Source organism: Arthrobacter sp. SE2 (assembly GCF_058244265.1).
The window spans coordinates 101448-113834 of record NZ_JBZAYA010000004.1 but is presented as its reverse complement, the minus strand read 5'-3'; the positions used below and the strand labels follow the sequence as shown (position 1 = coordinate 113834).

Here is a 12387-nt window from a genome sequence, read left to right as displayed (position 1 = left end):
GCTTGGGAGCCCACGGTGGCAAGATGAGGACAGACCAAAGGAGCTCCATGGGCGCGGACGATCATACGAACAAAGCCGGCAACGCAGTATCCCGGGGCGCCGATTCGGTGGAAGACGCCGTAGACGACGCCAAGGATTCACGGACCGTCAGAGTCGTGGCGCGGGCCGGCTTTGTCGCGTTAGGGCTGATACACCTTCTGATCGGGACCATCGCCTTGGGGATCGCGCTGGGCTCATCCGGCCAAGCCGACCAAAGCGGTGCGGTCGGCCAGATGGCCGCTACGCCCGGCGGCGTCGTTCTTTTGTGGGCGGGACTAGTGGCCTGCGGCGCCCTCGCTCTGTACATGGCGAGCGACGCCGTGATGGGGTGGAGCGGGCGCGACAGCTCCAAGCGCTGGATGAATCGGCTCAAGGCAGCAGGGCAGGCAATCGTCTTCGCCGTGGCCGCGGTGACCTTCGGCAGTTTTGCGCTCAGCCGTCCGAGCAGCAGCAGCGAGAAATCCCGTTCGACCAGCGCAGACCTCATGTCCAGCACTCCCGGCACCGTCCTCCTGGTGATCATCGGGGTGGCACTGCTGGCATCCGCCGGCACATACGTCTTCATGGGGATCACACGCAAGTACGAAAAGAACCTGAGGGGGAAACCGTCCGGGGCCTTGGGAGATGCGTTTACGATACTGGGCGTGGTGGGCTATTGCGCGAAGGGGGTGGCGCTCGGCGCCGTCGGCTTGCTCATCCTGATCGCCACAGCGGCGCACGACCCCTCCCAACAAGGCGGCCTCGACTCGGCACTCAAAGCCTTCCTGAAACAACCCTTTGGCGGATGGGTGCTGGGGTTCGTCAGCCTCGGACTCATGGCCTACGGTATCTTTTCCTTGTTCCGTTCCCGTTACCAGCGGCTCTGACGCGGGCCGCGCCGGTTGGCACGGAGCAGTCGGCAGAAACGCCCGACGGCGGCCCTCACCAATGGTGGGAACCGCCGTCGGGCGCTTTTTTAGCTTGGCCCTGCTACTTGGAAGTGCCTTGCGACACCGAACCCTGAAGCTGGCGCTGGAAGATGACGTAGACGATCAGCACGGGAACGACGGTGACCGTGACCGCGGCGAACAGGGCGCCGAAGTCCACGGCATAGCCCATCTGGCCAGCGAAGGCTGCGAGGCCCTGGGACAGCACGCGTGGTCCGGCCGCGTTGATGGCCACCGGAATCAGGAACTGGTTCCACAGGCCCAGGAAGTTGAAGATGGCAACGGAGGCGAGTCCGGGCTTGGCCATCGGCAACATGACCTGGAAGAACGTCCGCCACTCGCCGGCCCCATCCAAGGCAGCCGCCTCGGTGATTTCGTGGGGAAGCGACTTGAAGAAGGAGAACAGGAAGAAGACGGTGAACGGCAGCGCGAAGCCGACATACACCAGGATGAGTCCGGGCAAGGTGTTCAGCATGCCGATGTTCCGCATGATGAAGAACAGAGGAACCATGGCAAGGAAGATCGGGAAGGTCAGGCCGGCCAGCATGAGGTAGTAGATGGCTTTGCTGCCCGGGAATGTATAACGCGCAAGGACGTAAGCACACATGGCACCGAGGACCATGACGATCACCAACGCCGAACCCACCACGACCACCGAGTTCAGGAAGTAGCTTCCGATTCCGGCTTCGCTCCAGGCCCGGATGTAGTTATCGAAGCGCCACTGCGAGGGCAAGGCGAACGGCGAGGCGAAGATCTCACTGGACGTCTTGAACGAGGACATGAAGGTCCACAGCAACGGCAGGATCACAATGAGGGACCAGATGGTGAGGGCCGTGTGGGAAACGGCGCCCACTACCTTGTCACCGGTGGTCATGGCCGGCTTACGAGGGCTGAAGTGAAGCGACTTCATTTCCTGGCTGGCTATTTTGGAAGTCATCAGAGGGACACATCCTTGTCGCCACCAGTGAGCCTGTTGACCAGGAACACGAGGCCGGAGAAGATCAGGGTGGCTACGGCCAGCACAACGCCCATGGCGCTGGCCAGGCCGAACTGGCCCTTGGTGAAAGCGGTGAAGAAGAGCTGCTGGGACATCACCAGGGTGGAGTTGTCCGGGCCACCGCCGGAGTTCAGGGCGGCCATATAGACGAAGGCATCCAGCGCCAAAATGCCCATGTAGATGTAGGCCGTCTGGATGTTGTCCCGGATGAGCGGGATGGTGATCGACACCGCAGTGCGGAAACGCCCCGCCCCGTCAATCCGGGCCGCCTCAAACAGCTCGGCAGGGATACCTTTGATGCCAGCCACGAAAAGCACCATGTAGAAGCCTATGAAGCCCCACACGATCACGAACATCGTGGCGATCATGGCCGTGTTCTTATCCCCAAGCCAAGCGTAGGACTTGAACTGGTCCATGCCGAGGGAAGTGAGGATGCCGTTCAGGAGGCCACCCGAGGGATCGTAGATCTGGCCCCACATAATGCCGATGGCAATCGCCGGAATCGTGTAGGGGAAGAACGAGACAACCCGGTAGAAGCTGGAATTGCGAAGGCCCTTGATCTGGCCCTTGCTGCTGCCGCCGACAGTCACCAACGTTGCCAGCACGAGGCTGAGGATGATGGTGATGATTGGCAGGCAGATGACCAACAGGATGTTGTTCCCCATTGCCTTCATGAAGATGTCATCCGTGAAGAGCTTCTGGTAGTTCGCGAGTCCGATGAAGTTCCTGTCCGGCGAGAACCCTGTCCAGTCGGTCAGGGAGTACCCGAAGGCCTGCACGAACGGCGAGATCACGAACACGATGTAGATGGCCAGGGGCAAGCCGAGGAAGACCACGAAGAAACTGATCTTGTCGAACGTCAGGGGCTTGCGCCGCCTCTTGTAGACGGGTGGTGCGGCATCCGGAACGACGACGGCGGACGCACCGTCGCCGACCCGGAGTGTTTTTGCTTTCACTGAAGTCACTTCACTTCAATCTTCTTGACCGAGCTGTCGTTACGGACCTTGTCGGTGATCTTCTGCAGGTCCGACGTCAGCGTGGCGACGTCGGACTTTCCATCGAGGAACGTGTTCCACACAACCAGCTGGTCCTTGTTGGTCCCGTAAAGGTCAATGAAGTTCCAGGTGTAGATATTGTCGCCGGCGTCGCTGAGCAGCTTGGTCTGGGAGACGAGTGCCGTGGAGCCGAAGCCATCGGAGGGAACGGTGTCCTTGACGATGGTGGGGGCCAGCTTGGTCTTGGCGAAGTTGGTGGCAGCGTCCTTGGACAGCATGACGCGGAGCAATTCCTTGCCACCGGCCACGTTCTTGCCTTGCGAAGGAACCACGAAGGGCTCGCCTGCTGCGCTGTGCAGGGACGCGTACGGCAGCTTGGAGCTGGTGGTCACGGAGGGGACGGGCGCGCCGGTCATCTTGAATCCGGACTTCGTCTGGTCCTTCATCTCGTTTTCGATCCACGAACCGGACGGGTAGAACACTGCTTCCTGGGCGTTGCTCCACTGCGCCTGTGCTGCCGTGAACTGGGTGCCTGAACCGCCGGGCTTGAAGTGGCCTGCCTTGACGATCTTGTTCAGGGCGGTAAAGACGCTCTGAAGTGCAGGGTGGGACCAGCAATCTGCCTTGAGGTTTTCCAATCCGAGGCGGACGTCGTGTCCGCCTTCCTTGATGGCGGAAGCGATCGCCATTTCCTGGTAGTACGTTGCGGCTTCCTTGCCCCACACGAACAGGTATTTGCCCTTGGCCTTGGCCTGCTCGCCGAGTGCGTACATCTCATCCCAGGTCTTGGGAACGGACCAGCCGTTGTCCTTGAGCAGGGCGTCGGAGTACCACATTGCGTAGACGGTCAGGACGTAGTTCAAGGCCGCCAGTTTGCCTTCGAAGGTACCCGGAGCGAGGACTCCGCCGTAGAGGGTGTCCTTGATGACCTTGCCCTCGAGGTTCTTTGCGTTGACTACACTGGTGAGGTCTTCGAGCTGGGCCAGGATGGTGCTGAACCCGATGGCCTTGGCACCGGAGTTGTCGATCAGGTCAGGCGGGTTGCCTCCGACGAATCGCGGCTGGAGTTCCTGCGCGATGTCCGTGGACGGGGAAATCTTGGCGGTGGAACCTGAATGTGCGCTTTCGAAGCCCTTGCCCGCGAAGTCAACGTAGTCGATTCCATACCCGCCCTTGAAGATCACGGCGTCAACGGTGGACTTGTCTGCCATGCCGAACGGATTGGTATCCGAAACGGTCCCCGTTGGACCAGTGGTTCCTCCGCCGCCACCCCCGGCGCACGAGGCCATCGAACCGGCCAACGGCACAAGCACGGCCGCGGCCAGCGCGCCGCGAAGGAAACCGCGGCGTGCAAGGGACTGCTGCTGAACGTTCATCCTAAAACCCTCCAGAGACTCGTTGTACCGAACTCTGACGGCGTCTTGGCCGGCAGTCGATCGGTCCGGGCACCGCCGCTGCGACGCGCCCTTCGTGTGACATACTTCACCACGAGTGATTGAAAAGCAATATTTGAGGGCAGTTTCGATCAACTTTTGTCAAAATGTGATCTGACGATACTGCCGTCCGGAGGGGTCATTTGGGTGTTCTAGCCCCGTAAATTCAAGGATTTTGCGCACTGAGCGATAGCCTCGCGCGCCCATTGCTGCTGTTGCTCGGTTCCCACGCGTTCGGCCCACTGTTCAGCAAGCTGGAACTCGACCATCGCCTCGGTGCGGCGACCGTCGTCGTACATTGCCCAACCGAGGTTGTTGTGTAGGGAAACCATCCACCGTTTGGTGCGGGAATCGTCGACGGCGGAGGCGTACTCAAGCGCGCTGCGCGTCCATGATTCCTGGTGGCCGGAGTCCGCGATGGCCAGCATATGAAGTGCGTCCACGGCGAGGAAATCTTCGCCCAGGAGGTCTGCCATCTCCGCAGCCTGCTCGAAGAGCGGCACGGCCATGGCCGGGTGGCCAGCGGAGTTGAGCAGGCGGCCGCGCTCCAGGAGGACCCGCACCGCAATGGTGGGCTCTTCTTCGGCGTCGATCCCGTCCAGGAGGGCGTCTGCCTCCTCGAAGCGGCCTTGCAGGCCGATTGCCCGGCCCAATTGGGTAGCGAGCTCGGCCCGCTCAAAGGCATCGTAGGCGGGATCCGCCATGGCTTCGCGGAAGCGGGCTTCCGACAACGCGGGGTCCTCAAAATTCCATAGCTCATCGAGGGTCTTTTGTTCCAGCATCTGGCTCCTCCTGATTGCTTCGAGGCGATGGAAGGTGCGGTCCAGTCACAATCTAGCCGAAGCAGCAGACGGGGTCCGCGTGTCAGTCCTTGGCGAGCCGGGCCCAGCCCAGCTGCTCCTGCTGCTTGCGGTTCAACGAGGAAACCACGAGGTCATAGGAATCCTCCACCATGTCCCGGACCATGGAGTCAGGGAGGGCGCCGTCCAAGCGGACGCCATTCCAGTGCGTCTTGTTCATGTGCCAGGCGCCGGTGATTTCCGGATGGGCCGAGCGAAGTTGCGCAGCCAAGGCGGGATCGCATTTGAGGCTTACTGCCAAGTTCTGGTCGTCCATGGCAGATGCGGCGAACATCTTGCCTTCCTGCTTGGATCCGCCGGACACAGCGGACCGGACTTTGAAAACCGAGGTTTCCGGGCCGAACGGGAAGTCTTCATAGGTCCCGGGGAAGGCAAGGCAGATTTTGCGGAGGGTGGCAGCGTCCATGTAGCGAGACTAGCGGAGTGCGACGACTAGCGGACCGACCGCCTCACGCAACGTCCAGGAAGTCCTCGAGGAGCACCACTTCCAGTCCGGCAGCCACTTGCGCCGAGCGGAATGCCTCGAAGTCCGCCGCGAATTCGGGGCGGAAGTGCATCAGGACGATGTCGCCGGGTCGGAGGGAATTGCCGTACTGGTAGTCCATGCGCCCGGCATTGGCCTTGGCCTCCCACGTAACGATCGCCTTCAAGCCGGCGGCGGCAACGGCTTGGCGCATGGCGGTTGAGTACGCACCTCCGGGAGGCCTGAACAGGGTGGGCCTGCGGCCGTACTGCTGGAGGGCGAAATCCTGCATGCCTGCGATGTCGTCAAGCTGACGCTGGTAGCCCCATTGCGTGGTCATGTTGACGTTGTGGCTGACCGTATGGTTTTCAACGAGGCTCCCCTGCGCCATGAACGCCTTGAAGAATGCAGGGTTGTCGCGGACCGTGTTGCTCGTGAGGAACAGTGTGGCCGGGTAGCCGTTCTCCGCGAGGAGCCGGACGCTTTCCGGGGACTTGACCAATCCGTCGTCGATCGTGAGGAACACCACGGGATGTTTGGTGGGGATTTTGGTAATCACGGGAGCCAGTCCGCCTTGGATAGGCGGCAGTGTGAAGTCGGGGACGAAAGGGTTCCGGAGCCGCCCGCGGCCGGCGGGGCTTGGTGTGGGATTCATCGCGGCGCTTGCGGACGACGACGGCGAGGGGCCAGCAGCGCCGGGGGTCGCCGTCGGGCTTTCTGGAGACGGGTTTCCCGGGACCGCGCATGCCCCCAGCCCGGCCACCAGGGTAGCCCCGAGGAAACCGAGCGCGGTGCGTCGGCTGGTGGTGGAAGGGTGGTCGTCACACATGGAAATTCCCTGATCTCGAAAGGGTGATTGCGCCCAAAACATACCAGCGCCCGGTTAACGGAAAACGACGGCTAGATGCCGCTCCGCCAGCCCATCTGTGCCGGACAAGCGTTCATGACGACGTCCAGGCCCGCAGCTTTGGCTCGTTCCGCTGCGTCCTCGTCAATTACTCCGAGCTGGAGCCACACGGCTTTCGCTCCCACGGCAATCGCTTCGTCCACTACGGCGCCGACGCGCGAGGAGTTCACAAAGCAGTCGACGACGTCGATGGGCTGCTTCTCGAAGGGCACGTCGGCAAGGAATTTGTAGCCGGTTTCACCGTGGACGTCTTCGCCTTTTTGGTTGATCGGAATGATCTCCATGCCCATCGTGTCGCGAACATAGAGAGCTACCTCGAACGCAGAGCGCCACTCATTCGTGCTGAGTCCCACGATTGCCCAGCGGCCCTTAGTCCGCATAAGCCGGTCAATGACTGCCGGATCGTTGACGTGTGTCATAGCTCCAGCCTACTAGCGGGAAAGCAGTCCAAGGAGCCAGCGCAGCGACGCCCCGGCAGGCTTCAAGGACACGTCGTCCTGGGCGTTCTCGACTGCTTGCTGAACCCCGTTTTGGAGGTCCTTCGCCGCCGGGGAGGATGGGATAGCAGTTTTGGGCTGCGGAAGGATTCCCTGCGAGTCGTCCTTAGGCTCCGTGTGGGCTGCCTTCGGCGCTTCGGATTGCTCGTCGCTTGGCCTGCTTGCAGGGGCGGGAACGGCCGCCGGGGCTGCCGGCTCGTGTGCCGCCTCGCCAGTACTGGCCGGTGCGGGCGCCACCGGGTCCGCCGAAAGGCGCGCCACCGGGGGCCCCGCTGGTGGCAGATCGACGGGAGCCGGGTGCGTGGTGACCTTAGGGGAGTCTTGGGCGGGGGCCGGAGGTACCAGCGACGGCGGAGCCGTGGTCCAGGCGGGCGCCCAGCCGGAGATCAGCGTCTGCATGAATTCCGGGGTTCCCTTGCTGAATCCGCCGCTCGCGGCCGCAACGCCACCAACACCCAGGCCCATGGCGGTCAAGACGGCAGCACCAATGACGACGGGGCGATGCTTGCGCAACTGCCGCCGCTTGCCGAGCTCGTCGGAGGGAAGATTGTTTGCAGAGTCATGGGCGGCCGTGGCGGAGCCGTCACCCGGCGTCGAGCCCGCCAGCATCGCCGCAAGTGCGGGCCCGGGAACCGGCGCCGGCATGGAGGCGAACGATTCCAATGCTTTCAACGAGTCCGCGACTTCCGGGGCGTCCGTGAGGCCAGCCTCAAGCATGAGCTCGAGGATGACCGCGTCACGGTCAATGTCCTTGCAATCCCAACGCATCATGGTGCCACGTATTCCTTTACTACCGAGTGCTCGCGGAGTGCATTCAACGCCCGGCGCTGCAGCTGCTTGACTGCGCCTTGGCTTTTCCCCATGATTTCGGCTGCTTGGTCCACTGTCAGACCGGCAACAATACGAAGCGTCAGGACTTCCCTCTGATCTTCCCTAAGGAGGTCCAGCAGCGCCATGACTTCGCCGGGCGCCACGCGGTCCATCGCTTCAGCTTCCGCCGAACTCGACTGGCGCGTGTCACGTTCAGGTTCAAACTCGTGGTGCTCTGGTGCCCTGCTTTGCCGGCGATGGTCATCCACCATCCGGGCATGGGCCACCGAGAACACGAACGTCCGCAGACCGCTGACGCCGCCCGTGATCGTCTCGACGCGAGGCAGGACGGCAAGAAAAACGTCTTGTGTGACAGCTTCGGGATCCGAAACGCCTTTCGCCGTCAGGTAGCCGAGCACTTGGCCCGCAAAGGCCTGGTAGACGGCGCTGAACAGTTCAGCTTCCCGGCCGCGAAGGGCCAGCAATGCTGCATCGGTCAAGGCGTCGGTCACTGAAGCGTGGCTTTCGTTGGGGAGCGAATGTCCGGATCCATGCGAGATCCTCGGTGGCGCCCAAGCGCGGCAGGGCCGGGCAACCTCACCTAGCTTAACCGCTGCTCCCGCTATGCCCAAGGACCAGCCTTCGGTTCCGGGGGCTTGCCTCTCCCGGACTTTTTGCACATCCACGAAACCCCTTCAGACATGAAAAGGGCCGAGCTGAAACATGATGGGGGACAAATTTCAGCTCGGCCTTTCAAAGAGGTAATCGTCGATGCACACCAAAGGGTTACGCGGATTCCAAAAGTTTTTTTCGAGGGCGTTTTTTGGTTCGTTCGGTGCGGAATGCACGACGGCGGGCCGCCCCGAAAGGGCGACCCGCCGTCGTCGTAATTAGGCTTTGGTGACTAGTCCTCGATGAGGTCGTGCACCACGATCGTCTGGTCCCGGTCCGGGCCCACGCCGATCGCGGAGAAGCGCGTGCCGGAGAGCTTCTCGAGGGCCAGCACGTATCTGCGGGCGTTCTCGGGGAGGTCTTCGATCGTCTTGGCGCCGGTGATGTCCTCGGTCCAGCCGTCGAAGTACTCGAAGATCGGCACTGCGTGGTGGAACTCGGTCTGGGTCATGGGCATTTCGTCGTGGCGAACGCCGTCGACGTCGTAGGCCACGCAGACCGGGATCTGTTCGATACCGGTCAGGACGTCCAGCTTGGTGACGAAGTAGTCCGTGAAGCCGTTGACCCGGGATGCGTGGCGGGCCAGGACGGCGTCGTACCAACCGCAGCGGCGCGGGCGGCCGGTGTTGACACCGAACTCGCCACCTGTCTTCTGCAGGTACATGCCCATCTCGTCGAAGAGCTCCGTGGGGAACGGACCTGCGCCGACGCGGGTGGTGTAGGCCTTGATGATGCCGATGGAGCGGGAGATGCGGGTGGGTCCGATGCCCGAGCCAACAGACGCACCGCCGGCAGTCGGGTTGGAAGACGTCACGAACGGGTACGTGCCGTGGTCGACGTCCAGGAACGTGGCCTGGCCGCCTTCCATGAGGACCACCTTGCCCTCGTCCAGTGCGTTGTTGAGGACCAGGGTGCTGTCAATCACCAGCGGCCGCAGGCGCTCTGCGTAAGACAGGAAGTACTCCACGATCTCGTCCACCACCACGTTGCGGCGGTTGTAGACCTTGACCAGGAGTTCGTTCTTCTGACGCAGCGAGCCTTCCACCTTCTGGCGCAGGATCGACTCGTCGAAGACATCCTGGACGCGGATACCCAAGCGGGCCACCTTGTCCATGTAGGCCGGGCCAATGCCGCGGCCCGTGGTGCCGATGGCGCGGCTGCCGAGGAAGCGCTCGGTGACCTTGTCCAACACCTGATGGTACGGCGCTACGAGGTGGGCATTGGCCGAGACGCGCAAACGGGATGTGTCGGCGCCGCGGGCTTCCAGGCCATCGATCTCCTGGAACAGTGCCTCAAGGTTCACCACGCAGCCGTTGCCGATTATCGGAATCGCGTTCGGGCTCAGAATACCGGCAGGAAGGAGTTTGAGCTCATACTTCTCACCGCCCACTACAACGGTGTGCCCGGCGTTGTTGCCGCCGTTGGGCTTGACCACGTAGTCAACGCGGCCACCGAGCAGGTCGGTTGCTTTGCCTTTGCCTTCGTCGCCCCACTGGGCTCCGACGATCACGATAGCTGGCATGGGATCCTCCCCCATTCTTTCGGGCCGGTCCTGGCGGGATCACCAAGGCTCAGCGCCGTACATGAGAACGCCCCGAATCTTTCGGCCCTGCCCGCAGACTTTCGCAAAAGTTCACCGGCGGGATCAGCAAGAGTTCCGGGGCTCTTACCAGCCAAGTTTAGCCGATGCGGCTCTTGGACCTGTTGTCACACGGTCGGAGGGCGACATGAAAACAGGCACGGCGCCCTCGAAGTTCCCTGTGAGCAGAATGTGAACTCTTCCCAAACAGTCCGCATTGAGCCCCCAAAACGGCCGCCACGCCCCAGGCGAGCGGCTACATTCTTTGTGAATCCTTACCCCCAACTGACTCGCATTTGTTGTCGTTATGAGCCCTCTAAACGACAACAAATGCGAGTCAGTTGGGCGGGCACTTCCGTGAATCTGAAGGGAAATCCATGAATTTTCGCAACAAGCGTCTCCTGTCAACGGCGGGAGTGAGCGCACTCGCGGCATCCACCATCGCTGCCGGCATGATCGGGTTCGGCATGACGCCGGCCTCGGCCAATGACGACCACAATGGCACGGCGACGCCTATCAAGCACGTCGTCGTTATCTTCGGCGAGAACGTCTCCTTCGACCACTACTTCGCGACGTATCCGCAGGCAGCCAACACGGCCGGCGAAACCCAGCAAGGCAGCGGCGCAGCGGCTCCCGCGTTCACGGCGGCCAAGAACACGCCGAAGAACATCGCCACCCTCGCCCACGACAATCTGTTGGCACCTAACAACCCCAACTCGGTCCAGCCTCAGCGGCTGACTCCGGGCCAGGCAATCACGTGCGACCAGGACCACGAATATACCGCGGAGCAGAAGGCCTACAACGGTGGCCTGATGAACAAGTTCGTCGAGAACACCAGCATGGATACCTGTTCGGGTGGCCAGTTCGGCCGTCCCGGACTCACCATGGACTACTACGACGGCAACACCGTGACCGGGATCTGGAACTACGCCCAGAACTTCGCCATGAGCGACTCGCACTTCAGCACGGTGTTCGGCCCGTCCAGCCCCGGCGCGCTCAACCTCGTGTCCGGCCAGACCCACGGCGTCACCGAATTCACTGCCGCCGGGCAGCCGGTCAAACCCGCAAGCAGCGATTACACCGTCAAGTTCCCTGACGCCAACGGCGTCGGAACCATGACGGAAGACCCGGATCCGGTCTACGACGACTGCTCCAACAAGAGCCACGCGAGCAAGAACAACCTTGCGGGCATGCAGGGCAAGAACGTCGGCGACCTGCTCAACGACAAGGGCGTCAGCTGGGGCTGGTTCCAGGGCGGCTTTGCACCGACGACGCCGGCCACGGACACTACCCCGGCTGCGTGCATGACCACCCACACCAACATCGCGGGTGCCACGGTGACTGACTACAACCCGCACCACCAGCCGTTCCAGTACTACAAGTCGACGTCCAACCCGCACCACCTGGCTCCGGCAAGCGTGGACGAGATCGGACACAACGGCCAGGCCAACCACCAGTACGACACCACGGACTTCGCCAAGGTGGTCAACTCGGACAACATGCCTGCTGTCTCCTTCCTGAAGGCGGGAAACTATCAGGACGGCCACGCCGGCTACTCCGATCCCCTGGACGAGCAGAAGTTCATCACGCAGCAAGTGAACGCAATCCAGAACTCGAAGAACTGGGAAAACACTGCCATCGTCCTCGCCTACGATGACTCTGACGGCTGGTACGACCACGTCGCGGCCGGTGTGAAGAACTCCTCCAACACCACCGACGACGCCGCGTGGTGCCTCAACGCCTACAACAAGGGTGTGCCGATGGCCGGAGGCTATGCCGACCGTTGCGGCCCCGGCCCCCGCCAGCCGCTCGTCGTGATCTCCCCCTTCGCCAAGAAGAACTTCGTGGACCACACCCAGACGGACCAGTCATCCATCCTTCGCTTCATCGAGGACAACTGGCACACCGGCCAGATCGGCGACTCGTCGGCAGACGCCAAGGCCGGCTCCATCAACGCGATGTTCAACTTTGACAACGGGCGGGACGTGAAGCTCATCCTCAACGAATCGAACGGCACCGTGGTTTCCCGGACCAAGGAAAGCGACGACCAGAACGAGAACAAGCAGTAGCACACGCTTCCGAAACGGCACCGTCCCGAACCCATCGGGACGGTGCCGTTTCCGTTAACGCACCGCCGCTTTATGTCGGAATCCGGCTCCCGCCGTCGAGAGACCCAACACAGAAGTCCCGATTCACCCCACAGCTCACC

The 12387-nt window shown here is 62.2% G+C and carries 12 protein-coding genes; 2 read left to right on the top strand and 10 right to left on the bottom strand.

Annotated elements, in window-relative coordinates:
- Nucleotides 1-47 precede the first annotated feature (47 nt).
- A complete protein-coding gene (locus AC4CS3_RS07295) occupies nucleotides 48-905 on the top strand; it encodes a DUF1206 domain-containing protein (protein ID WP_490782842.1) in 858 nt (285 codons plus the stop codon).
- Nucleotides 906-1008: 103 nt separating this feature from the next.
- Here the strand turns inward: AC4CS3_RS07295 and AC4CS3_RS07290 are convergent, their stop codons facing one another.
- The 10 genes from AC4CS3_RS07290 to AC4CS3_RS07245 form a co-directional block, all read right to left on the bottom strand.
- Complete coding sequence (locus tag AC4CS3_RS07290; protein ID WP_490782841.1) at nucleotides 1009-1902, bottom strand: carbohydrate ABC transporter permease; 894 nt, start codon at nucleotides 1900-1902, stop codon at nucleotides 1009-1011.
- On the bottom strand, nucleotides 1902-2927 hold the full coding sequence (locus AC4CS3_RS07285) for a carbohydrate ABC transporter permease (protein WP_490782840.1): 1026 nt from the start codon (nucleotides 2925-2927) through the stop codon (nucleotides 1902-1904). Before AC4CS3_RS07285 ends, AC4CS3_RS07290 begins: the two co-directional genes overlap by 1 nt.
- Complete coding sequence (gene ngcE / locus AC4CS3_RS07280; protein WP_490782839.1) at nucleotides 2924-4333, bottom strand: N-acetylglucosamine/diacetylchitobiose ABC transporter substrate-binding protein; 1410 nt, start codon at nucleotides 4331-4333, stop codon at nucleotides 2924-2926. Before ngcE ends, AC4CS3_RS07285 begins: the two co-directional genes overlap by 4 nt.
- Before the next feature lie 209 nt (nucleotides 4334-4542).
- A complete protein-coding gene (locus AC4CS3_RS07275; RefSeq protein WP_490782838.1) occupies nucleotides 4543-5172 on the bottom strand; it encodes a hypothetical protein in 630 nt (209 codons plus the stop codon).
- A gap of 82 nt (nucleotides 5173-5254) precedes the next feature.
- Nucleotides 5255-5656, bottom strand: a complete 402-nt coding sequence (locus AC4CS3_RS07270) for an MmcQ/YjbR family DNA-binding protein (protein WP_490782837.1) — start codon at nucleotides 5654-5656, stop codon at nucleotides 5255-5257.
- Nucleotides 5657-5699: 43 nt separating this feature from the next.
- On the bottom strand, nucleotides 5700-6542 hold the full coding sequence (locus tag AC4CS3_RS07265) for a polysaccharide deacetylase family protein (RefSeq protein WP_490782836.1): 843 nt from the start codon (nucleotides 6540-6542) through the stop codon (nucleotides 5700-5702).
- Nucleotides 6543-6613: 71 nt separating this feature from the next.
- The gene (locus AC4CS3_RS07260) at nucleotides 6614-7039 is read right to left on the bottom strand and encodes a CoA-binding protein (protein ID WP_236814520.1); all 426 of its coding nucleotides are present in this window, start codon (nucleotides 7037-7039) and stop codon (nucleotides 6614-6616) included.
- A 12-nt stretch (nucleotides 7040-7051) separates the two neighbouring features.
- A complete protein-coding gene (locus AC4CS3_RS07255) occupies nucleotides 7052-7888 on the bottom strand; it encodes a hypothetical protein (RefSeq protein ID WP_490782835.1) in 837 nt (278 codons plus the stop codon).
- Nucleotides 7885-8439: an RNA polymerase sigma factor gene (locus tag AC4CS3_RS07250; protein WP_490782834.1), complete on the bottom strand. Its 555-nt coding sequence runs from the start codon at nucleotides 8437-8439 to the stop codon at nucleotides 7885-7887. Before AC4CS3_RS07250 ends, AC4CS3_RS07255 begins: the two co-directional genes overlap by 4 nt.
- Before the next feature lie 392 nt (nucleotides 8440-8831).
- A complete protein-coding gene (locus tag AC4CS3_RS07245; protein ID WP_345449549.1) occupies nucleotides 8832-10121 on the bottom strand; it encodes an adenylosuccinate synthase in 1290 nt (429 codons plus the stop codon).
- A gap of 434 nt (nucleotides 10122-10555) precedes the next feature.
- Between AC4CS3_RS07245 and AC4CS3_RS07240 the strand changes: the two genes are divergently transcribed.
- Nucleotides 10556-12247: a phospholipase C gene (locus AC4CS3_RS07240; protein WP_490782833.1), complete on the top strand. Its 1692-nt coding sequence runs from the start codon at nucleotides 10556-10558 to the stop codon at nucleotides 12245-12247.
- The last annotated feature ends 140 nt before the right edge of the window (nucleotides 12248-12387 follow it).

Excerpts from the sequence above, each read along its gene's own strand:
- AC4CS3_RS07260 (WP_236814520.1), bottom strand. The coding sequence starts at position 7,039 with ATGACACACGTCAACGATCCGGCAGTCATTGACCGGCTTATGCGGACT.
- AC4CS3_RS07245 (WP_345449549.1), bottom strand. The coding sequence starts at position 10,121 with ATGCCAGCTATCGTGATCGTCGGAGCCCAGTGGGGCGACGAAGGCAAA.
- AC4CS3_RS07295 (WP_490782842.1), top strand. The coding sequence starts at position 48 with ATGGGCGCGGACGATCATACGAACAAAGCCGGCAACGCAGTATCCCGG.
- AC4CS3_RS07265 (WP_490782836.1), bottom strand. The coding sequence starts at position 6,542 with ATGTGTGACGACCACCCTTCCACCACCAGCCGACGCACCGCGCTCGGT.
- AC4CS3_RS07255 (WP_490782835.1), bottom strand. The coding sequence starts at position 7,888 with ATGATGCGTTGGGATTGCAAGGACATTGACCGTGACGCGGTCATCCTC.
- AC4CS3_RS07240 (WP_490782833.1), top strand. The coding sequence starts at position 10,556 with ATGAATTTTCGCAACAAGCGTCTCCTGTCAACGGCGGGAGTGAGCGCA.
- ngcE (WP_490782839.1), bottom strand. The coding sequence starts at position 4,333 with ATGAACGTTCAGCAGCAGTCCCTTGCACGCCGCGGTTTCCTTCGCGGC.
- AC4CS3_RS07275 (WP_490782838.1), bottom strand. The coding sequence starts at position 5,172 with ATGCTGGAACAAAAGACCCTCGATGAGCTATGGAATTTTGAGGACCCC.
- AC4CS3_RS07290 (WP_490782841.1), bottom strand. The coding sequence starts at position 1,902 with ATGACTTCCAAAATAGCCAGCCAGGAAATGAAGTCGCTTCACTTCAGC.
- AC4CS3_RS07270 (WP_490782837.1), bottom strand. The coding sequence starts at position 5,656 with ATGGACGCTGCCACCCTCCGCAAAATCTGCCTTGCCTTCCCCGGGACC.